The organism is Billgrantia hypersalina (assembly GCF_052584175.1).
Genome location: NZ_JBMIQI010000008.1, coordinates 1 through 18,984, shown reverse-complemented (window position 1 = coordinate 18,984; position 18,984 = coordinate 1). Strand labels below are relative to the sequence as shown.

Here is an 18,984-nt window from a genome sequence, read left to right as displayed (position 1 = left end):
TGTTACTCCGCCACCCTGCCCTCGGCCTCCAGGCCTCCGGTGAGCGTCAAGTGCAGGGTCGCGCCCCGCGGCAGCTCGCCGACACCCGAGGGCGTGCCGGTGAGCACCACATCGCCGGGCTCGAGGGTGAAGTGACGACTCATCTCGGCCACCAGGGTGGGAATGGGGAACAGCATGTCGGCCCCTTCGCCGTGCTGACGAAGCTCGCCGTTGATCTGGAGCTCGAAGGTCAGGGCATTCCAGTTCGGCACACGGCTCAGCGGCAGGAAATCGGTCAGCGGGCAGGCACCGTCGAAGGCCTTGGCCACTTCCCATGGATGCCCCTTCTCCTTCAAGCGTGTCTGCAAGTCGCGCAGGGTCAGATCGAGGGCCAGGCCGATGCCGGCGATGGCACGCTCGGCCTCGTCAGCCGTGGCATGGGTCAGGCGTTCTCCGATCAACAGCGCCAGCTCGGCCTCGTAGTGCACTTCACCACGGGCGAAAGGCGGGTCGAGGGTTTCATCCAGCCGTACCGCACTGGTGGCCGGTTTGATGAACAACAACGGCTCACTGGGTACCGGGTTGTTGAGTTCCTTGGCATGATCGGCATAGTTGCGGCCGACGCAAACGATCTTGCCGAGCGGGTGGGGAAACGCCTGGCCATCGGTGAAATGGGGGACAAAGCGCATGGCGGGTCTACTCCTTATTATGTTGCGTGCCGCTTATCGACGACAAGCGTAACAGTCTACCGCACCATGCGCCCTGTTCCATCCGCTCCGTGGGCTCAGGGCTCCTCCGGCATCAGCCTTCCGGTGTCCACGGTGCGTCCGGCGAATGCGCCAGGAAGCTCGGGCGCCGGCGACGTGCCGCAAAGGGCTCGACGCAGGCATTGTCGCGCCGGTTGTAGACGAAGAAGACATTGCTGCGCGGGTCCGGCGACATGTTGGCGTTGGAGCCATGCAGCGTGTTGCAGTCGAACAGCAGCAGCCCGCCTGCCGCACCTTTCGGTGCCTCGATGCCGTGGCGGCCAACCAGTTCGCGCAGCGCCTCGCGACCCGGCACGCCGAACTCCTGGCGCTTGAGTGACTGGCGATGGTGATCGTCAGGCGTCTCGCCCAGGCACAGCACGAAGACCTTGTGCGAGCCGGGAATCAGCATCAGCGGGCCGTTGAACTCATGGTTGTCGGTCAGCACGATCGAGGCGCTGACGGCGTGCATGGCCGGCATACCGTCTTCGGCGTGCCAGGTTTCGAAATCGGAGTGCCAGCTGAAGCCCTTGCCTTCGAAACCCGGCTTGTAGTTGATGCGCGACTGATGCACGTAGGCATCGCCGCCGAGGATCTGGCGCACGCGACCCACCAGGCGCTCATCGCGCGCAAGGCTGGCGAAGCGCTCCGACAAATAGTGAACCGCGAACAGCGAGCGGATCTCCTGGCTGTCGGGTTCGGTGATGCTGAAGTCGCGATCGCGGAAATCGTCGCGATTGAGCAGTTCGCTCAGCTCCCGACGCAGCTCGTCGAGTTCCTCACCGCTGATGAAGCCGGGCTCGAACAGGAAGCCCTTGCGGTCGAACTCGTCGAGTTGCGCCTGGCTCAGCGGCCCCTCGTCGGCCTGGCCACGCACCACGCCTTCCTGGCGTTCCAGCCACAGGGTGTCGAGCGGCCTGGCCAGCCGGGTGGGGTAGCGATCGCGCACGCGATCGAGTGTCATGTCGACCTGGGCGGTCATGGTGTCGGCAACCGCATAATCGGTTGCCTGTTTCAGCTTACGGTTGGACGAAGTCTGCACTGCCATCCAATCACCTCCTGTGTTTCCGTGATCAGTTTCAGTCCCAACTCGCGCAACGGCGTACAGCCGTGAGAGGAAGTCCCAACAGGACCTTGCCGCAGAGATCTGGGGACGATGCACTTCGCTTTCAAGAGCACTCGGCTTCTCGTCATGGCATCGGCCTGGCTCGCCTTGCTACATTAGCGGCCTCCATGGACCCGTTTCGCCATGCATCCACTTGCCACACCGCCAGGAGACTGCCATGCCGCAGACACCCGAACCGCCGTCACCACCTCAAGGCCGCTGGGAGCGGCGATTCGAGCGCTGGCTATGGAGCAGTCGTTTTCTCGTGCTGCTGGCTGTCATTCCCAGCCTGGCGGCCGCTCTGGCACTCTTCATCATCGGCACCATGGACATCCTCAAGCTGGTCCTCGCCACTGCCGGGTACTATCTCGTCGGGGGTGGGCCAGACATTCATGACACCGTCGTACCGAGCGTGGTCATGGCCGTGGATATCTACCTGGTGGCGATCGTGCTGTTGATTTTCGGCCTCGGGGTCTACCGGCTTTTCGTCTCGCCCATCGAGCAGGCCGAGGAGCACGCCACGAGGCACCCCTTCAATGTCGAGTCCTTCGACCAGCTCAAGGACAAGATTGCCCGTGTGGTCATCCTCGCGGTCATCATCGAATTCTTTCGCGCCGTCGTGGACATTCGCTTCCAGACGCCTCTGGAGGCCATCTATCTGGCGCTGTCGGTACTGGCGTTGGCCGGCGCCCTCTACCTGATGAGCCTGGCACAGAAACACTGAGGGCCTGTCGCGCTCTGCTGGCCGGTGATGCACCCGCATGGCCGCCACCCACTGGCGGCGAGCCGTGCGGCTTCAAGCGCCTGGGTCATTTGAAATGGCGACAATAGCAGCCCAATGAACGCAAAAAACCGCCTTCGAGGGCGGTTTTGGAATCTGCAAATGCTGCCAGTCCCGAAGTTTTGATGGTGCCGGCACCAGGAGTCGAACCCGGGACCTACTGATTACAAGTCAGTTGCTCTACCAACTGAGCTATGCCGGCTCGGGACCGATCCAAGCGAAGTGCAGATCGGATAGAGGGTTGGCGTGGCTGGGGTACCAGGATTCGAACCTGGGAATGCCGATACCAAAAACCGGTGCCTTACCACTTGGCGATACCCCAGCATTGTGGTGGCCAGAGACGGAATCGAACCGCCGACACGGGGATTTTCAATCCCCTGCTCTACCGACTGAGCTATCTGGCCGCTGCCAACGGTGCGTATTAAACAAGATCAGGCTGACAGCGTCAAGCCTTTCGTTTCATGCAGATGCCGGAGTCGAACCGGCGCCGGCCGGGCTAGCGTTCGGGGGGTACATAGCCTTCCGCCTGGTCGGTTTCGCGGTTGTCGAGAAAGCGCTCCATCTGCTCGTTGAGGTAGGCACGGGCCTCGGGGTCGAGCATGTTGAGGTGTTTCTCGTTGATCAGCCGAGTCTGCAGTGCCTGCCACTTTTCCCAGGCCCGCTTCGACACGCTGGCCTGGATCTCCTGCCCCTTCTTGCCCGGCAGCGGCGGGAACGGCAGCGCCTCGAGTTCTTGCTGATACTTGCGACAGAAGACAGTCTGGCTCATGGCGTACTCCTCATGTTTGAAATGCCGGTTCTCAGGGCCCCTCCGGCGCAACCAGGGCGAACGGAGCGAGCGAGGCCAGCAGTGACTTCACCGGGGCTGCCAGGCCGATGCGCCCGGGGTTGCCTGGATCGTACCAGCATTGCGCCTCACCAACCGAATCCAGCCTGGCGATCCGCGCCGGCTGCGGCGTGATGTCAAGGCGAAAATGGCTGAACGTATGGCTGAAGGACGGCCAGGCCTGATCGAGCGCGGCAGCGGGCGCATGAACGTCGAGCCAGGCACGCAGTGCCGGCAGATCGTCGAACTGGGGCAGTCCCCATAAGCCTCCCCACAGGCCGCTGGCAGGCCGCTGCTCGAGCAGGACCCGACCGCTGGCGTCACGTAGCACCAGCATCAGCGTGGTCCGCGTGGGCAACGCCTTGCTGGGCTTCGACTCGGGGAAGCGGCGCTGCTCGCCTCGGGCGCGAGCGATGCAGACGTCGGCGAACGGACAGCGCTCGCATTCGGGCATGCCGCGACGACACAGGGTCGCGCCGAGGTCCATGATCGCCTGGGTGTAGTCAGCGACGCGACGCTCCGGCGTGTAGTGCTCGGCCAGCGCCCAGAGCCTGCGTTCCACCGCAGGCCGCCCCGGCCAGCCCTCTACCGCATGCAGGCGTGACAGGCTGCGCTTGACGTTGCCGTCGAGAATCACCGCACGCTGCCCGGTGCTCTGGGCAATGATGGCCCCGGCGGTGGAACGGCCGATGCCGGGCAGGCCGGACAGCGCCTCGAGGCTTGTCACCGGCAGCTCGCCACCGTAATCGGCCATGACCTGTCGAGCCGCCTTGTGCAGGTTGCGGCCCCGGGCGTAGTAGCCAAGCCCGGTCCATAAATGCAGCACTTCGTCCTGAGGGGCCACCGCCAGCTCGGCCAGGGTGGGAAAGCGTGCCATGAAACGCTCGAAATAGGGAATCACGGTGGCAACCTGGGTCTGCTGCAACATGATCTCCGACACCCACACCCGGTAGGGCGTGCGCTCACGCTGCCAGGGCAGGTCGTGACGGCCGGCACGGTCGAACCACTCCAGCAGGCGCTGCTGGAACGCCACGGGCTCGAGAACAGGCGTGGGCATTTCGCTCATGAACCTACCTCGACGTTGACCTGACGAAAAAAAGCGCCGACTGAGGGAGTCGGCGCAGGGACTGGCTTAGGGTCAATTCAACAGACCGCGCAGAGCGTCGCGAAGTTCCCGACCGGCATTCTCGCCCAGACGCTCCTCGAGGCGCTCGAGCGGCCGTTCCAGCCGGCGCTCCAGCTCGTCCCCGGCACGCCGGGAAACTTCCTCGCGCAGCAGTTCGGCCAGGTTGGCCTGGAACGCCTCGCGATCGAAGCGGCACCACTCGCCGCTGTCGGCGGATAGCTCGCCACTGCAGCGCACCGGCAGCGGGACACGCTCCAGGCGAGGATTGACAGAACAGGCGGCATCCGCACCATCGACGAAGCGGGCAGCAGCACGCAGGTCGAAGCGTTCGCTGCCCAGGTCCAGCTCACCGACACCGCCCATTTCGATACCGGGAAGCGTGACCAGAATGTCTTCGCTGCGGGCGACGCCGTCGGAGATGCGCAGGCTGGCTTCGGCGCGATCGAAGCGAGTGTCGGCGCTCCAGTCCCGGCTCGTCTCGTCCCCCTCGACCAGGGCGGCAAGCGAACACAGCTCCTGCGACACATTGACCTGGAGCACGGCACCTTCGTCGATATGCCCTGCCATGCGCCCATTGAGATTGCGCTTGATGGCAGGCCACGTGTTGGCGCGCGTCTCGAGTTCGCCGCCAAGCGTCAGCCGTCCACGCAGCGGCGCCGGGCTGTCGTCCTTCGCCAGGGCTTGGAGCAGCGGCTCCAGGCGCACCCGTGACAGAGAGGGGCGGGCCTGCCAGTGAATCGGTTCGCGTGTCAGGTCGAGAGCGCCGCTGGCGCTCAACTCGCCGTCGTAGAAGACCGAGCTGAAGCGCTCGAGCCGCTGCTGGCCATCGCGGCCGGACACAACCAGCGCCACATCGGTGAAATCGAGCCCCGACAGACGCAACTGCGCCAGATCGAGCGCCCCGTTAAGCGTCAACTTGGCCAGCCACTCGGCGGGAACCAGAGTTGCCGAATCGTCGGCAACGGCCTCGCCGATGCCTGGCAGACCGCTGCTGGCCGTGCTCTGCTCGGCGGCCTCGTCCGGGGGCAGGTAGCGGTCCAGGTCGAGACGGTCGCCCTGAAGTTCGAAGTCGAGCAGCTCACCGCCGAAACCCGCGGTCAGTCTCCCGGTGTAGGTGCTGCCGTCCAGGACCAGGGTCAGGCCGGCCAGTTCGAAGCGCTTGAGGTCGCCTCGCACGGGACTGGTCAGGGCCACGTCGGAGAGCGACTGTTGCCCCGCCATCCGGGGCAATTTATCCATGCGCTCGAGCCACGGCCGCAGGGAGAAAGGCGCGAGGCTGACCTGGCCGCTGTAGCTCGGCGACTGATCGAGGCCGGCCAGATTGAGGTGTCCGCTCAAGCGCAGGTTATCCGGCCCGGTCAGCTGCACATCGCGCAGTTGTGCCGTGCTCTCCGCCAGATCGGCATCCAGGGCCATGGTCAATGCCAGGGGTAGGGAGCCTTCGCCCAGGGCAGGGTGCTGCAACCCGGCCTCAGCCCGGCCCTCCTGAAGCTGTAGGCGTTGCTGTGACTGGTCCAGAATCAGCTGCTGCCCGCTCAGATTGAGCTGCTGAGGATGCTGGATACCAGCCAGCCGGCTCATGGTACTGAGCCTTGGACTCTCCATCACGTAGCGGCGCTCGGCCAGGGCTAGCCGCATGCGCCCTTCGAGCGTGACATCGCTCGCCAGCGTCGGGTTGCGTTCGAGCTCACGCCAGTCGAGCGTGGGATACGATCTCAGTCGGAAGGAGGTCTTGAACGGAAAGGCGCGCTGCGGATTGACGTTGGTGCCCGAAAGATTGATCTCCTGGAAAACCCACTCCTCCCCCGCCGCCAGGTCGCGGTAGGTCGCCGCGCCATTGCGCACCTGGACGCTGGCGATATTGAGCGCCACGGCCAGGTTGCTACCCTCCAGGCTGGGACCGGCACTGGCAGGCGCCAGCGCCGACTCGGCCCCCTCGCGGCGCTCGTCGAGGCGCTGCAGCAAGGATTCCCAGTTGCCACGCCCCTCCTCGTCACGTGCCAGACGCAGCTGCATGCCTTCTAGCGTCAGGCCTTCGATGGCGATCTCGCCTCGCAGCAGCGGGGCGAAGGCCAGGCTGACTTCCGCATGGGCGAAAGCCAGGAAAGGCCGTTCATCCTCGCTCTGCTCCGGCAACCGGCCTTCAGCCCGCTCCACGCTCACGCCGAGGCGTGGGTAGAACGACCATGAAAGCGGGCCGTCCAGGGTCAGCTCGAGCCCGCTATGCTCACGGACCACCTCGACCAGACGAGGCTTGAAATCCTCCGGGTCGAGAAAGGTCGTGACATAGACGACGGCGGCCACGACCACGACACCGAGCACCCCGATGGCGGCCAACAGCATTTGTAACAATCGCTTCATGTATTACCGCCTCCTTGCAGCGGTGGAGCCAGCACGAAATAGTCACCCGTGGCATGCAGACGATAGCCCAGGCGGGACAGCAACAGCTGGTCGGCGAGAGGAAGCTGAGAAGAGGGTGCCCGCAGTTCGCAGCCGCCAGCTCGTGCCGTCTCGCTCACCAGCGCCAGCAACCGCGAGCCGACACCGCGCCGCCGAGTGGCCTTGCGAACGCATAGCTCCGATAACCACCAGGCCTGGTCGTCGGCACACACGGTCACCGCCCCGAGCAGGCGTTCATTGAAGCGCGCACAGCCAAAGAAGTGGCCGGCCTCGAAATGCCGGCGAATGAAGTCCTCCACGGGCAGGTCCAGGCGGTCGGCCGGTGCGTCCGCATAGATCCGCTGCAGGTCGTGTCGCACCTGTGGATCGTTCGCCCAGGTGTTCCTGTCGACGAGATGAAGCGTTACCGGCATGACGGTCTCCTGGCTGCGGCTCGGGCCGCCGCCGCTGTGTTGGGCGCATTGTAGCGGATGGGGGGTACGATTCTCTATAATGGATGGCCCATGATGGCAAGCAACGCGACTTGCCCGCCCGGAGGCCGCCTGCGGCATACCGGGCCCACACCATGCGACGCGCCTGAGCGCGAAGAGAGCCCGACATGTCCGAGCGAATTGCCACGGTAACCCGTGACACCAAGGAGACGCAGATCACGGTCACCGTGAACCTCGATGGCGAGGGGCGGCTGAGCTGTGAAACCGGCGTTCCCTTCCTCGATCACATGCTGGACCAGGTGGCTCGTCACGGCCTGATCGACCTGGAGATCAAGGCCGTGGGCGACCTGCATATCGACGACCATCATACCGTCGAGGATCTCGGCATCACGCTCGGCCAGGCCTTCCACCAGGCCATCGGCGACAAGCGCGGCATTTTCCGCTATGGCCACGCCTATGTGCCGCTGGATGAAGCGTTGTCACGGGTGGTGGTGGATTTCTCCGGTCGCCCGGGACTGTTCATGGACGTCGAGTTCACTCGCGCCAGCATCGGCCGACTCGACACCCAGCTGTTCTGGGAGTTCTTCCAGGGGTTCGTCAACCATGCCCGCGTCACGCTGCACATCGACAATCTGAAGGGCTTCAACGCCCACCATCAGGCGGAAACCATCTTCAAGGCCTTTGGCCGCGCGCTGCGCATGGCCGTGGAGCCTGACCCACGGATGGCCGGCCAGATGCCGTCCACCAAGGGCTGCCTGTAGCGCAGACGTCCGAACCTGAGAGGAGCCTCCATGACCATTGCCGTCATCGACTACGGGATGGGCAACCTGCATTCGGTTGCCAAGGCCCTGGAACATGTGACCCACGAGCACGTCGTGATCACTCGCGACCCGCGGCGCATCCAGGGCGCCACCCGCCTGGTGCTGCCCGGCCAGGGTGCGATCCGCGACTGCATGGGTGAGCTCGAGAAGACGGAGCTGCGCGGCCTGGTGGAGGAGCTGCTGGCCAACCAGAGCAAACCGCTGCTGGGCATCTGCGTCGGCCAGCAGATGCTGCTCGACCACAGCGAGGAGAGCGGCGGCATTCCCTGCCTGGGCTTTCTGGCCGGCGAGGTGAAGCGCTTCCCCACCGATATGGTCGACGACCGCGGGCAGCGCCTGAAAGTGCCGCACATGGGCTGGAACCTGGTGCGCCAATACCACCCGCACCCGCTGTGGGAAGGTATCGATCAGGATGAGCACTTCTACTTCGTCCACAGCTACTACGTGGCGGCAACCGACGACGCCTGCGTCTTCGGCACCACGCGCTACGGGCGGATCGCTGCCCATGTAGCCGTTGGCCGTGACGCCACCTTTGCCGTGCAGTTCCATCCCGAAAAGAGTTCCCGGGCCGGACTCAAGCTGCTGGAAAATTTCGTCAACTGGGCGCCCTGACCCGCGCCCGGTCAACTGGGCACCGCGCCTGGCCCGGCTGGGCCCGTGCGCACCCTAGAGGACACGACATGCTGGTAATTCCCGCCATCGATCTCAAGGACGGCAAGTGCGTCCGCCTCAAGCAGGGCCGGATGGACGACGCCACCACTTACGGCGACGATCCGGTGGCCATGGCCGCACGCTGGGTCGAGGCCGGTGCCCGCCGCTTGCACCTGGTGGATCTCAACGGTGCCTTCGAGGGCAAGCCGGTCAATGGCGAGGCGGTCACCGCCATCGCCCGGCGCTGGCCTGACCTACCCATCCAGATCGGCGGCGGCATTCGCTCCGCCGAAACCATCGAGCACTACCTGGCTGCGGGCGTCTCCTACGTGATCATCGGTACCAAGGCGGTCAAGGAGCCCGACTTCGTGGGCGAAATGTGCCGGGCCTTTCCCGGCCACGTGATCGTCGGTCTCGACGCCCGAGATGGCTTCGTCGCCACCGACGGCTGGGCCGAGGTCTCAAAGGTGAGAGCGGTGGATCTGGCCAGGCGCTTCGCCGACGACGGCGTCTCCAGCATCGTCTATACCGATATTGCCCGCGACGGCATGATGAACGGGGTCAACGTCGACGCTACGGCCGCCCTCGCCCGCGAAGGCGGCCTGCCGGTCATTGCCTCCGGCGGCGTGACCGACCTCGGCGACCTGCGTGCGCTGGTGGCGGCCGGCGAGCCCGGCATCCTTGGCGCCATCACCGGCCGGGCCATCTACGAGGGCACCCTGGACGTCGCCGAAGGGCAGCGGCTGTGCGACGAACTTACCGGCAACCAAGCGGGAGACTGACATGGGCCTGGCCAAGCGCATCATTCCCTGCCTCGACGTCGACGCCGGCCGCGTGGTCAAGGGCGTCAACTTCATCGGCATCCGCGACGCCGGCGACCCGGTGGAGATCGCCCAGCGCTACAATCTGCAAGGCGCCGACGAGATCACCTTCCTCGATATCACCGCCAGTCACGAGGATCGCGACACCACGGTGGAGATGGTCGAGCGTATCGCCGGCGAGGTCTTCATTCCGCTGACCGTGGGTGGCGGCATCCGCACCTGCGACGATATCCGCACCATGCTCAACGCTGGCGCCGACAAGGTTTCGATCAATACCGCCGCGGTGACCAACCCCGACTTCGTGCGCGAAGCGGCAGACCGCTTCGGCAGCCAGTGCATCGTGGTGGCCATCGACGCCAAGCGCGTCTCGGCGGAAGGTGAACCGCCGCGCTGGGAGATCTTCACTCATGGCGGGCGCCGCCCCACCGGGCTCGACGCCGTGGAATGGGCAATGAAAATGGTCGAGTTCGGTGCCGGCGAACTGCTTTTGACCAGCATGGACCGTGACGGCACCAAGGCTGGCTTCGACCTGGGCGTCACCCGCGCCATCAGCGATGCCGTGACAGTGCCGGTGATCGCCTCCGGGGGGGTCGGCAATCTCGACCACCTGGTCGATGGCGTGCACGAGGGCGGTGCCGATGCGGTGCTCGCCGCCAGCATCTTCCACTTCGGCGAGTACACCATCCCCGAGGCCAAGCGCTACATGGCCGAGCGCGGCATCGAAATGCGCTTGTGACACTGCCTCCCTAGCCCACCTCGAGGCCGAGATTGCTCACGCCGTCGTTGCGCCCCAGCTGGCGCAGCGCTTTCAGCGCTTCGCGGTCCAGGCGGCCTTCCGCCGCTTCGAGCACGGCATCCTGGAAGTCGTCCTCGTCTGCCATGAGAGGATGCTCGCGCACCAGCTTCGCCAGCTTACCGGCATCCTCTTCACCCTCAGTCATCTCGATGTAGGCGCGGACCCCACCCTTGGAGATGCGGCTGACCTCGACGACGGCATCCGATGATTCACCGCGCAGCGTATCGAGCAGCGAGGTCATTGCGACAACCACCTCCACCGCACGTCGAGCACCGAAGCTGTCGTCGTCCGCCGATGGCTCGAGTTCGGCAAGCTTCTCGGCCTGGCGCTCGAAGTCGATGCGCGCCTCGCGCACGCTGAGCTGCTCCCACACCAGATCGAGAATCGCACGCAGCCCCGACGGGTTGCCGTCTCCCGTCATCTGCGCGTAGAGCACGTAGTTGGGCAGCAACCGTTCACAAAGCGCCGCCATGAAAGCTTGCTGCTGCCGGAGCGAGAGCCCCTGAAGCCGCTCGTGGAAGCCGCCTTTTGGCTGGTTCATGGATTCTCCTGGTGAAATGACGGTCATAACAGGGTAACGGAGATATCACCGGCTCATGGCCACAGCGCTTCGGGAGCCGCTCGCCCCCTCGCATCGAACCACACACCCTCGGCCAGGAGCCGTTGACGCTGCTCGATGGCGCCGGGATGATCGGCCAGCCGGCGCGAGGCGGTGATCACGCGAAACCACGGCAACCCGTGGTCGTCGGGCAATTCCCGCAGCGCCCGGGCCACCAGGCGGGGCGTGGCACCTTCGGTCATGGCAGCGATACGGCCGTAGGTGGTCACCCGCCCCGGCGGTATGGCTGCCAGGATGGTCAGGATCTGCTCACGCAACGCCGGTTTCATATTCGCTGCCGCTCCCCGTACCGTGTCACCCCTAATGGCGAGGTTTCCATGCATCTTCATCTTCTACAACACAGCCCGCATCATGGCCCGGGACGAATCGCCGACTGGCTGAACAGCATGGGACACAGTCATACCGTTTTCCATCTCCACGCCGGGGAGGCGCCCCCTAGCTTGGCCGATGCCGATGCATTGATCCTGCTCGATGGCCCCATGGACATTCTCGAGGACGAGCGCCACCCTTGGCTCAAGCGCGAGCGCAAGCTGATCGCCAGGGCACTGGACGGCAACAAGCCGCTGCTCGGCATCGGCATGGGCGCCCGAATGATCGCAGCCGAACTTGGCGCCACGGTGGGCCGCGGCACCTTCGCCGAGGTTGGCTGGCACGAGGTGACCCTGGCCCCGGAGAGCCCCTTCGACCTGCCGGAGCGGTTTACCGCCTTCATGTGGCACCGCGATGTGTTCGCGCTGCCCGACGATGCCCTGCCACTGGGCGGGAGCCCCGGCAGTCCTGTGCAGGGCTTTGCCTGGGATGCGGGACGCGCTCTCGGTCTGCTGTGCCATCTCGAAGTCACGCGAGCCGGCGTCAACGCATTGCTGACGAGCAGCGAAAGGCCCGAAGGCAGCGAGGCCAGCCCCCACGTGCAGCCCGCCGAGAGCATCCTGGCCGATACCAGGCGTTTCGATCGTCTGGCGCCGCTGCTCGACCGCCTGCTCAGCCAATGGATTCGCAGCGCCGCGGCCTGAAGCCACGCGTCAGGCCGGCTGGAGCTGCCCCATCGGCTGTCGTGCCGCCTCGCTCGACCATTCTCGCGCCGCCTCCCGGCAACTTTCCCAGTCGCCGACATGGAGGAAGCGCCCTGGGTCGCGCTTCTCCAGCTGGTAGCGGTACATGGGGTCGTAATACTCGGTGAGCAGCGGCGCCAGCCAGGCCTCGTGGGCCTGGCGATTGCCATGCTCGTGTTCGCGGAAGGCGAGCTGCTGAAGCCGCTGGAGGCGCGCCAGGCGCGCATGGCCCAACCGCTTCTTCAAGCGCGCCAGTGCGCTGGAAAGCTGCTTGCGCATCAGTGTCCAGCCCAGCCACTCGCCGAACTGCTGCCGATAGATCGTCCACAGGTCGTCGATGTAATCCTTGTGGATCTGCGCCAGGCGCCAGTCGAGCGGCATCTCCACCCGAATTCGGGGGGCACGCTCCATCGCCCGCCAGAAGGCGAGCGGCACGTTGGCCGCGCCGATATGCCGCGACTCGTCCTCCACCACCAATGGGCCGGCAAGCGCAAGCAGGCGCAGCCCCATGGCATGCTCGAAATCGATCTGGCTTGGGGCCGGCAGGGGATGCCTGCCGAAGGCCGAGCCCTTGTGCCGGGCACAGCCTTCCAGATCCAGACCATTGGGCAGGGCCTGGATCAGCGCCGTCTTGGCACAGCCGGTAAGCCCGCCGACCACGAGCAGGTGTTGTTGGGCGGCTGCATCGATGCGCTGGCACAGCGCTTGGCGCATCGCCTTCCAGCCACCGCGGATGCGTGGCCGCGCAACGCCGCTCTCGGCCAGCCACTGCTGCGCGATCTGCGAGCGCAGCCCTCCCCGATAGCAATAGATCACTGCATCGGGATTCGCCTCGACCATGCGCCGCCAGGCATCGATGCGTGCCTGCCGGATACCGCCACTGACCAACCGCTGGCCCAGCGCAATGGCAGCCTGCTGTCCGTGGTCCTTGTACGCGATACCCACCAGGCGACGCTCCTCGTCGTCCATCAGCGGCAGGTTGACCGCTCCGGGCAGGCTGCCCTGGGCGAACTCCACCGGCGCCCGAACGTCGATCAGCGGACGTCCCTGCCGCAGCAGGGCGAGGTCTGGCTCGATCAACTGGCTCACCCACGCACCTCGATCAGGGCCTGGCCCTCGGCCTTGACCACCTCGCCGAACGGCACCAGTTCGATACCGTGTTCGCGTCCGATGCGCTCGACATCGTCCTCCCACGAGGGATGTACCGAGAGCAACAGCCCACCGGAGGTCTGCGGGTCGCAAAGCCACTGCCAGTGCGGCTCGTCCATGTCCTTCAGCGCCGTACCCAGGGCGTTGCGGTTGCGATGGGTACCGCCGGGCACCGCGCCACGACGGCGGTACGCCTCGGCCTCGGCGAGCCGTGGCAGACGGCGAAAATCGATGCGTGCCGCCACGCCGCTGGCTTGGCACACCTCGGTGAGATGGCCCGCCAGACCGAAGCCGGTAACGTCGGTCATGGCGTGCACCCCGGACACCCGGGCCAGGGCCATGCCGATCTGGTTGGGCTGCAGCATGGTCTCGCGGGCCAGGTTCTGATGGCCTGACTCCAGGAGGCCCTGCTTTTCGGCGGTGGTCAGGAAACCGACGCCCAGCGGCTTGGTCAGGAACAGCAGGTCACCCACCTGGGCGCCCTTGTTGAGCTTGAGGTGTTCCAGGTCGACCAGACCATTGACCGCCAGGCCAAAGATCGGCTCCGGCGCGTCGATGGAGTGGCCGCCGGCCAGCGCCAGGCCCAGCTCGCGGCACACGCCCTGGGCACCCGCCACCACGTCGCCGGCGATCTCCGGCCCCAGCTTGTCCAGTGGCCAGCCGAGAATGCCAAGCGCCAGGACCGGCCTCCCGCCCATGGCGTAGACGTCGCTGATGGCATTGGTCGCGGCAATGCGGCCGAAGTCGAAGGGATCGTCCACGATGGGCATGAAGAAATCGGTGGTGGCAATCATGCCGCGGCCATCACCCAAGTCATAAACGGCCGCATCCTCACGGCCCTGGTTGCCCACGATCAGACGCGAATGGGTTGCCCCGGGCCCGGCCTTGGCCAGGATACTGTCGAGTACGTCCGGGGCAATCTTGCAGCCACAGCCAGCGCCGTGGCTGTATTGGGTCAGGCGAATCGCGCTCATCTCGTTCTCCTTGGCAGTTCACTCATCATTCTACCGCAGTGGGACCTCCTTGCCTTACAGCGCCTCGAGGGCGTCGGCCAGCTTGTCCACGGCCACGACCTCCATGCCCTCCGGAGCTCGCTTCGGCGCATTGGCCCGGGGCACGATGGCTCTCGTAAAACCATGCTTGGCCGCCTCGACGATTCGCTCCTGCCCACTGGGCACGGGGCGGATCTCACCGGATAGCCCTACCTCGCCGAAGGCGACCAGCTCGCGCGGCAAGGGACGGTTCTGCAGGCTGGAAACCACGGCGAGCAGCACGGCCAGGTCGGCGCTGGTCTCCAGCACCTTGACCCCGCCGACGACATTGAGGAAGACGTCCTGGTCGCCGGTGAAAAGCCCGCCATGGCGATGCAGTACCGCCAGCAGCATGGCCAGGCGGTTCTGATCGAGCCCCACGGCAACCCGCCGAGGATTACCCAGCGCCGACTCGTCGAGCAGCGCCTGTACCTCGACGAGGAGCGGACGCGTCCCCTCCCACACCACCATCACCAGGCTGCCCGGCGCCTGCTCCTCGCCGCGTGAAAGAAAGATGGCACTGGGATTCTTCACTTCCTTCAGGCCATGCTCGAGCATGGCGAACACGCCCAGCTCGTTGACTGCGCCGAAACGGTTCTTCTGCCCGCGCAGGGTACGAAAGCGCGAGTCGGCACCGCCTTCGAGCAGCAGCGAGGCGTCGATCATGTGCTCCAGCACCTTCGGCCCGGCCAGGGTGCCGTCCTTGGTCACGTGCCCGACCAACAACAGCACGGTATCGGACTGCTTGGCGAAGCGCGTCAGCACTGCGGCCGATTCCCGCACCTGGGCCACGCCACCGGGTGCCGAGGCGATGTCTTCCAGGTGCATGGTCTGGATCGAGTCGATGACGAGTATTTCGGGGCGCTCGCGTTCGGCCACGGCCAGCACGGTCTCGACGCTGGTCTCGGCCAGCATTTTCAGCCCCTGCGTAGGCAACTGCAGTCGATGCGCTCGCATCGCCACCTGGGAGAGCGACTCCTCGCCAGTGACGTACAGCACCTTGCGAGCCTGGGCCAACTTGCAGGCGGTCTGCAGCAGCAGGGTCGACTTGCCGGCGCCGGGGTGGCCGCCCAGCAGCACTGCCGAGCCCGGTACCAGCCCGCCACCCAATACGCGATCGAACTCACCGAACGTGGAGGAGAGCCGCGGCACCTCGGTGAGATCCACGCTGCCCAGGTCGACGACTTCTTTCGACAGGCTGCCGGCGTAGCCTGACCGCCCGGTCCCGGCCGAGGTCGCCGCTCCCGGGCGGGGTGCGCTCAGGCGCACCTCGCTCAAGGTATTCCACTCCAGGCAGCTTGAGCACTGCCCTTGCCACTTCCGATATTCCGCCCCGCACTCGGTGCAAACGAAGGCGCTCTTCGCTTTGGCCATGCTGGCCTCTCTTCGGTTTCCGTGTCGGCCATTCTAACAGGATGTCGTCTTGCCAAACGCAAGAAGGCGGCCCTAAGGCCGCCTTCGCTACTGCCCGAGTCAGACTTACTGACGCTGCAGCTGAAGAGCTTCGTTGTTCTGGAACCGACGACGCTGAGGGTCGATCAACTCCAGGGTCTGCTCGTCGACGCGCAGGAAGTAGTAGATCTGCCCCTCGCCATCCGGTGTCAGCTCGTAGACAGTGGCATCGGGGTCGACTGCGGTACCGCTGAGCACCTCCCAATTGCCCGAGTACTCTTCATCGGGCGGATCTTGGGGATGCTCCTGGTAGCTGGCGCGCAGATCGAAGGTCCGCTCCTCGGCAGAAGCCTGTTCGTCGCCTCGCATCCTCACGTTGAGATCGATACCCGCACAATTTCGGCAGGGCAGGGTACCTTGGTATACGACTTCGGCATCGTCCATTGCCATGTCGGCACGGTCTTCAGCCGGGCCGGCCGCACAACCGGCCAGGAAGGCCAGCATGGCCGAGCCAGCCAGCAGGGTCCTTACTTGCATTTGCTCACTCCTAACCTATGGGTTTGTCGCCATGTACCGTGTGTCAGCGTATGTCACAGCATAACCCCTTAGGACGCTGGCAGACAGTCTCGATGGTTTATGTCTGTCATACCGCCTTAGGATGCCCCCGGATGGACATGCAAGAATACCAGTGCCAGCACGATGGGCATCACGATCAGGCTGCCTAGATTGCCGATCAGCACCAGCGAGGCCACCTTGTGCGGCTCCTGCCGGTACTGCTCCGCTACAAGATAGTTGAGCACGGCGGGAGGCAGCGCGGCAAATACCCATAGCGCCGCCGCCTGCATCCCCGTCAGTTCCAGCCACAGAATCATCGGTACGGCCAGGACCAGGCCGGAGAGCGGGCAAAGCACCGCGCCCAGGAGGCCGGTCTTCCAATCTGCGAAGTCGATATCGAGCATGCGCACGCCGAGCGCGAACAGCATCAGCGGTATGCATACCCCTCCCAGCATGTGCAGCGCCTCGAGAAGCCAACCAGGCAACGGCACGCCGCCCAAGTTGACGCCCAGGCCTGCCAGGCTGGCAAGCACGATGGGCATGCGCAATAGCCGCCATAGCGGCGTCCGGGGACTCAACATGTAGAGCCCCACCGAGAAGTGCAGCAGCATCTCGACAATGAACACCACGACCGCTGCGGGCAGGGCCGCCTCACCGAAGGCCAGCACCAGCAGCGGTATGCCCATGTTGCCCGAGTTGTTGAACATCATGGGCGGCAGGAAGGTCTTGGGTTCGAGCTTGAGCAGCCTGACCAATGGCCACAGCACCACGCCGGAGCCCAGCACCACGACGGCGGCCCCCAGTGCCAGGCCGGCGTATTCCGCCAGCGGCGCCTGCCGATCCGCCAGCACGGCGAACACCAGCATGGGCACGAAGATCTCCATGTTGAGGGTGTTCAGGCTGCGTATATCGGGCGTGCGAAAACGGCCATAGAGGGTACCGCAGCCGGCGATGAGGAAAACCGGCAGCAGGGTGGCAATGATCTGGGCGGTCATGTACGGGTCCCGGGTTCACGCGAAAGCGCCTAGGCTAGCACGCCACCGGCTTGCGCGGTCACGCCGCACCGGTCAACATGACCTAAAGTCTTTCCTGCGAGAAACGAGACCTCATGAGCCAGTTCTGGAGCCCCGCCGTACGCGAGCTGACACCCTATGTACCGGGAGAGCAACCGCGCGAGAAGTTGATCAAGCTAAATACCAACGAGAACCCCTACCCGCCGGCGCCCGGCGTGGCGGCAGTGCTGCGAGACTTTCCTGTCGACCATCTGCGGCTCTATCCCGATCCGCAATCCCTGGCGTTGCGTAAGGCGCTCGCTCGGGAGCATGGTGTCGAGGTGGAGCAGGTCTTCGTCGGCAACGGCTCCGACGAGGTGCTGGCGTTGGCCTTCCAGGCTTTCTTCCACCAAGATCGGCCGCTCGAGATGCCGGAGATCACCTACAGCTTCTACCCGGTCTACTGCAAGCTGTACGATGTCGAGCGGCGCGCTCTGCCATTGGACCCGCAGTGGCGAGTCGATCTCGATGCCTTCACGACCGACAGCGGCGGGGCCATTTTCGCCAACCCCAATGCGCCTACCGCACACGGGCATCCCCGCGAGGCCATTTCCGCACTGCTCGAGCGACTGACGAAGCAAGTCGTGTTGGTCGATGAAGCCTATGTCGACTTTGGCGGAGAAAGCGCCGTGCCGCTGGTAGAGCGCTTCGCCAACCTGCTGGTAACCGGCACCTTTTCCAAATCGCGCAGCCTGGCCGGCCTACGGCTGGGCTACGCCATCGGTTCGCGCGATCTGATCGAAGGCCTGGAGCGGGTCAAGGACTCCTTCAACTCCTACCCCATCGACAGCCTGGCCAGTGCACTCGGCATCGCTTCACTGGAGGATCGTGAGCATTTCGACGCCTGTCGAGAACGCGTGATGACCACGCGTGAGCGAACCGTTCAACGGCTCGCGAAACTGGGCTTCGACGTGCTGCCCTCGCAGTCCAATTTCCTGCTGGCCCGTCACCCCGAGCACGATGCCGCGCAGCTCTTCGTCGGCCTACGGGAGCGAGGTATCCTGGTGCGCCATTTCAATACCGAAGCGCTGCGCGACTTTTTACGCATTTCCATCGGCACCGATGACGAGATGGACAGTCTGGTCGAGGTCTTCGAACTGCTCTGCCGTTGAAACTCAGCCGACAGGCGCCGGCAGCGCCCGTCCTGGCCCAAGGTACCGTATGTCCACGATTCCTCTCCCCCTCGCGGGCGTTCACCACATCGCCCTGATCACTGCCGACTATCCTCGCGCCAAGCGTTTCTATACCGAGGTGCTCGGCGCGGAGGTCCTCAACGAGACCTACCGGGAAGAACGCGACAGCCACAAGCTGGACCTGAGTCTCCCCGGCGGCATTCGACTCGAGCTCTTCTCCTTCCCCTCGCCGCCGCCGCGCCCCAGCTACCCTGAGGCCTGTGGGCTGCGCCACCTCGCCCTGGCCACGCCGGACCTCGACGCCTGCGTGAGCCTGCTCAGGGCGCGCGGTGTCGAGCCCGAGCCAATACGGACCGACGCTCTGACCGGTTCGCGCTTTACCTTTCTCAGCGACCCCGACGGCACACCCATCGAGCTGTACGAGCAAGAATGACAAACGAGAAAACCCCGCGTTCTTTCGAACGCGGGGTTTGGGAAGAGATGCCTGACGATGTTCGGGCCGGCCATCCGGCGGGCGG

The 18,984-nt window shown here is 65.2% G+C and carries 21 protein-coding genes and 3 tRNA genes; 8 read left to right on the top strand and 16 right to left on the bottom strand.

Annotation, left to right across the window (positions count from 1 at the left end; all coding sequences use genetic code 11):
• Window positions 1–2 precede the first annotated feature (2 nt).
• Together ACOJCM_RS05430 and thpD are read right to left on the bottom strand one after the other, a co-directional pair.
• On the bottom strand, window positions 3–668 hold the full coding sequence (locus tag ACOJCM_RS05430) for a fumarylacetoacetate hydrolase family protein (RefSeq protein ID WP_445211048.1): 666 nt from the start codon (window positions 666–668) through the stop codon (window positions 3–5).
• A gap of 112 nt (window positions 669–780) precedes the next feature.
• Window positions 781–1,773 (bottom strand): ectoine hydroxylase, encoded by a 993-nt coding sequence (thpD, locus tag ACOJCM_RS05425; protein WP_445211047.1) that lies wholly within the window; start codon window positions 1,771–1,773, stop codon window positions 781–783.
• Between the two features lie 235 nt (window positions 1,774–2,008).
• On the opposite strand from thpD, the gene ACOJCM_RS05420 reads away from it, so the two are divergent.
• Window positions 2,009–2,554 (top strand): YqhA family protein, encoded by a 546-nt coding sequence (locus ACOJCM_RS05420; RefSeq protein ID WP_445211046.1) that lies wholly within the window; start codon window positions 2,009–2,011, stop codon window positions 2,552–2,554.
• Window positions 2,555–2,737: 183 nt separating this feature from the next.
• Here ACOJCM_RS05420 and ACOJCM_RS05415 read toward each other — a convergent pair.
• From ACOJCM_RS05415 to ACOJCM_RS05385, 7 genes are all read right to left on the bottom strand, one after another.
• Window positions 2,738–2,813: transfer RNA gene (locus ACOJCM_RS05415), tRNA-Thr, on the bottom strand.
• A gap of 45 nt (window positions 2,814–2,858) precedes the next feature.
• A tRNA-Gln gene (locus ACOJCM_RS05410) sits at window positions 2,859–2,933 on the bottom strand.
• A gap of 6 nt (window positions 2,934–2,939) precedes the next feature.
• A tRNA-Phe gene (locus ACOJCM_RS05405) sits at window positions 2,940–3,015 on the bottom strand.
• Between the two features lie 92 nt (window positions 3,016–3,107).
• Window positions 3,108–3,380: an oxidative damage protection protein gene (locus ACOJCM_RS05400; RefSeq protein ID WP_445211045.1), complete on the bottom strand. Its 273-nt coding sequence runs from the start codon at window positions 3,378–3,380 to the stop codon at window positions 3,108–3,110.
• Window positions 3,381–3,411: 31 nt separating this feature from the next.
• Window positions 3,412–4,503 (bottom strand): A/G-specific adenine glycosylase, encoded by a 1,092-nt coding sequence (mutY, locus tag ACOJCM_RS05395; protein WP_445211044.1) that lies wholly within the window; start codon window positions 4,501–4,503, stop codon window positions 3,412–3,414.
• Window positions 4,504–4,575: 72 nt separating this feature from the next.
• Window positions 4,576–6,924, bottom strand: a complete 2,349-nt coding sequence (locus tag ACOJCM_RS05390) for an AsmA family protein (protein ID WP_445211043.1) — start codon at window positions 6,922–6,924, stop codon at window positions 4,576–4,578.
• The gene (locus ACOJCM_RS05385) at window positions 6,921–7,376 is read right to left on the bottom strand and encodes an acetyl-CoA sensor PanZ family protein (protein ID WP_445211042.1); all 456 of its coding nucleotides are present in this window, start codon (window positions 7,374–7,376) and stop codon (window positions 6,921–6,923) included. The genes ACOJCM_RS05390 and ACOJCM_RS05385 overlap by 4 nt, the downstream gene beginning before the upstream one ends.
• A gap of 185 nt (window positions 7,377–7,561) precedes the next feature.
• Between ACOJCM_RS05385 and hisB the strand changes: the two genes are divergently transcribed.
• The 4 genes from hisB (at window position 7,562) to hisF (ending at window position 10,423) form a co-directional block, all read left to right on the top strand.
• A complete protein-coding gene (hisB, locus tag ACOJCM_RS05380) occupies window positions 7,562–8,155 on the top strand; it encodes an imidazoleglycerol-phosphate dehydratase HisB (RefSeq protein ID WP_445211041.1) in 594 nt (197 codons plus the stop codon).
• Window positions 8,156–8,185: 30 nt separating this feature from the next.
• Window positions 8,186–8,827, top strand: coding sequence for an imidazole glycerol phosphate synthase subunit HisH (gene hisH, locus ACOJCM_RS05375; RefSeq protein WP_445211040.1), 642 nt, complete (start codon window positions 8,186–8,188; stop codon window positions 8,825–8,827).
• Window positions 8,828–8,895: 68 nt separating this feature from the next.
• Window positions 8,896–9,648, top strand: coding sequence for a 1-(5-phosphoribosyl)-5-[(5-phosphoribosylamino)methylideneamino]imidazole-4-carboxamide isomerase (gene hisA, locus ACOJCM_RS05370; protein ID WP_445211039.1), 753 nt, complete (start codon window positions 8,896–8,898; stop codon window positions 9,646–9,648).
• A gap of 1 nt (window position 9,649) precedes the next feature.
• The gene (gene hisF, locus ACOJCM_RS05365) at window positions 9,650–10,423 is read left to right on the top strand and encodes an imidazole glycerol phosphate synthase subunit HisF (RefSeq protein WP_445211038.1); all 774 of its coding nucleotides are present in this window, start codon (window positions 9,650–9,652) and stop codon (window positions 10,421–10,423) included.
• 10 nt (window positions 10,424–10,433) lie between these two features.
• Here hisF and ACOJCM_RS05360 read toward each other — a convergent pair whose 3' ends face one another.
• On the bottom strand, window positions 10,434–11,024 hold the full coding sequence (locus ACOJCM_RS05360) for a YjaG family protein (protein WP_445211037.1): 591 nt from the start codon (window positions 11,022–11,024) through the stop codon (window positions 10,434–10,436).
• Window positions 11,025–11,077: 53 nt separating this feature from the next.
• Window positions 11,078–11,371, bottom strand: coding sequence for an MGMT family protein (locus ACOJCM_RS05355; RefSeq protein ID WP_445211036.1), 294 nt, complete (start codon window positions 11,369–11,371; stop codon window positions 11,078–11,080).
• Between the two features lie 48 nt (window positions 11,372–11,419).
• On the opposite strand from ACOJCM_RS05355, the gene ACOJCM_RS05350 reads away from it, so the two are divergent.
• Window positions 11,420–12,115: a type 1 glutamine amidotransferase gene (locus ACOJCM_RS05350; RefSeq protein WP_445211035.1), complete on the top strand. Its 696-nt coding sequence runs from the start codon at window positions 11,420–11,422 to the stop codon at window positions 12,113–12,115.
• Between the two features lie 9 nt (window positions 12,116–12,124).
• Here the strand turns inward: ACOJCM_RS05350 and mnmH are convergent, their stop codons facing one another.
• The 5 genes from mnmH to ACOJCM_RS05325 all read right to left on the bottom strand — a co-directional run bounded on the left by mnmH (window position 12,125) and on the right by ACOJCM_RS05325 (window position 17,276).
• Complete coding sequence (mnmH, locus tag ACOJCM_RS05345) at window positions 12,125–13,243, bottom strand: tRNA 2-selenouridine(34) synthase MnmH (protein ID WP_445211034.1); 1,119 nt, start codon at window positions 13,241–13,243, stop codon at window positions 12,125–12,127.
• Window positions 13,240–14,277, bottom strand: a complete 1,038-nt coding sequence (selD, locus tag ACOJCM_RS05340; protein WP_445211033.1) for a selenide, water dikinase SelD — start codon at window positions 14,275–14,277, stop codon at window positions 13,240–13,242. Before selD ends, mnmH begins: the two co-directional genes overlap by 4 nt.
• A gap of 54 nt (window positions 14,278–14,331) precedes the next feature.
• Window positions 14,332–15,708: a DNA repair protein RadA gene (gene radA / locus ACOJCM_RS05335; protein ID WP_445211032.1), complete on the bottom strand. Its 1,377-nt coding sequence runs from the start codon at window positions 15,706–15,708 to the stop codon at window positions 14,332–14,334.
• Between the two features lie 105 nt (window positions 15,709–15,813).
• Window positions 15,814–16,263, bottom strand: a complete 450-nt coding sequence (locus ACOJCM_RS05330; RefSeq protein ID WP_445211031.1) for a copper resistance protein NlpE N-terminal domain-containing protein — start codon at window positions 16,261–16,263, stop codon at window positions 15,814–15,816.
• 116 nt (window positions 16,264–16,379) lie between these two features.
• Window positions 16,380–17,276 carry an AEC family transporter gene (locus tag ACOJCM_RS05325; RefSeq protein WP_445211030.1) on the bottom strand — a complete coding sequence of 299 codons (897 nt, stop codon included), beginning with the start codon at window positions 17,274–17,276 and terminating at the stop codon, window positions 16,380–16,382.
• 113 nt (window positions 17,277–17,389) lie between these two features.
• On the opposite strand from ACOJCM_RS05325, the gene hisC reads away from it, so the two are divergent.
• Both hisC and gloA2 read left to right on the top strand, forming a co-directional pair.
• Window positions 17,390–18,445 carry a histidinol-phosphate transaminase gene (gene hisC / locus ACOJCM_RS05320; protein WP_445211029.1) on the top strand — a complete coding sequence of 352 codons (1,056 nt, stop codon included), beginning with the start codon at window positions 17,390–17,392 and terminating at the stop codon, window positions 18,443–18,445.
• Window positions 18,446–18,494: 49 nt separating this feature from the next.
• Window positions 18,495–18,899, top strand: coding sequence for an SMU1112c/YaeR family gloxylase I-like metalloprotein (gene gloA2 / locus ACOJCM_RS05315; RefSeq protein ID WP_445211028.1), 405 nt, complete (start codon window positions 18,495–18,497; stop codon window positions 18,897–18,899).
• Window positions 18,900–18,984: the final 85 nt, after the last annotated feature.

What these genes read in the sequence shown, in the direction of transcription:
- ACOJCM_RS05430 (WP_445211048.1), bottom strand. Translation starts at nt 668, where the DNA reads ATGCGCTTTGTCCCCCATTTCACCGATGGCCAGGCGTTTCCCCACCCG.
- thpD (WP_445211047.1), bottom strand. Translation starts at nt 1,773, where the DNA reads ATGGCAGTGCAGACTTCGTCCAACCGTAAGCTGAAACAGGCAACCGAT.
- ACOJCM_RS05420 (WP_445211046.1), top strand. Translation starts at nt 2,009, where the DNA reads ATGCCGCAGACACCCGAACCGCCGTCACCACCTCAAGGCCGCTGGGAG.
- ACOJCM_RS05400 (WP_445211045.1), bottom strand. Translation starts at nt 3,380, where the DNA reads ATGAGCCAGACTGTCTTCTGTCGCAAGTATCAGCAAGAACTCGAGGCG.
- mutY (WP_445211044.1), bottom strand. Translation starts at nt 4,503, where the DNA reads ATGAGCGAAATGCCCACGCCTGTTCTCGAGCCCGTGGCGTTCCAGCAG.
- ACOJCM_RS05390 (WP_445211043.1), bottom strand. Translation starts at nt 6,924, where the DNA reads ATGAAGCGATTGTTACAAATGCTGTTGGCCGCCATCGGGGTGCTCGGT.
- ACOJCM_RS05385 (WP_445211042.1), bottom strand. Translation starts at nt 7,376, where the DNA reads ATGCCGGTAACGCTTCATCTCGTCGACAGGAACACCTGGGCGAACGAT.
- hisB (WP_445211041.1), top strand. Translation starts at nt 7,562, where the DNA reads ATGTCCGAGCGAATTGCCACGGTAACCCGTGACACCAAGGAGACGCAG.
- hisH (WP_445211040.1), top strand. Translation starts at nt 8,186, where the DNA reads ATGACCATTGCCGTCATCGACTACGGGATGGGCAACCTGCATTCGGTT.
- hisA (WP_445211039.1), top strand. Translation starts at nt 8,896, where the DNA reads ATGCTGGTAATTCCCGCCATCGATCTCAAGGACGGCAAGTGCGTCCGC.
- hisF (WP_445211038.1), top strand. Translation starts at nt 9,650, where the DNA reads ATGGGCCTGGCCAAGCGCATCATTCCCTGCCTCGACGTCGACGCCGGC.
- ACOJCM_RS05360 (WP_445211037.1), bottom strand. Translation starts at nt 11,024, where the DNA reads ATGAACCAGCCAAAAGGCGGCTTCCACGAGCGGCTTCAGGGGCTCTCG.
- ACOJCM_RS05355 (WP_445211036.1), bottom strand. Translation starts at nt 11,371, where the DNA reads ATGAAACCGGCGTTGCGTGAGCAGATCCTGACCATCCTGGCAGCCATA.
- ACOJCM_RS05350 (WP_445211035.1), top strand. Translation starts at nt 11,420, where the DNA reads ATGCATCTTCATCTTCTACAACACAGCCCGCATCATGGCCCGGGACGA.
- selD (WP_445211033.1), bottom strand. Translation starts at nt 14,277, where the DNA reads ATGAGCGCGATTCGCCTGACCCAATACAGCCACGGCGCTGGCTGTGGC.
- radA (WP_445211032.1), bottom strand. Translation starts at nt 15,708, where the DNA reads ATGGCCAAAGCGAAGAGCGCCTTCGTTTGCACCGAGTGCGGGGCGGAA.
- ACOJCM_RS05330 (WP_445211031.1), bottom strand. Translation starts at nt 16,263, where the DNA reads ATGCAAGTAAGGACCCTGCTGGCTGGCTCGGCCATGCTGGCCTTCCTG.
- ACOJCM_RS05325 (WP_445211030.1), bottom strand. Translation starts at nt 17,276, where the DNA reads ATGACCGCCCAGATCATTGCCACCCTGCTGCCGGTTTTCCTCATCGCC.
- hisC (WP_445211029.1), top strand. Translation starts at nt 17,390, where the DNA reads ATGAGCCAGTTCTGGAGCCCCGCCGTACGCGAGCTGACACCCTATGTA.
- gloA2 (WP_445211028.1), top strand. Translation starts at nt 18,495, where the DNA reads ATGTCCACGATTCCTCTCCCCCTCGCGGGCGTTCACCACATCGCCCTG.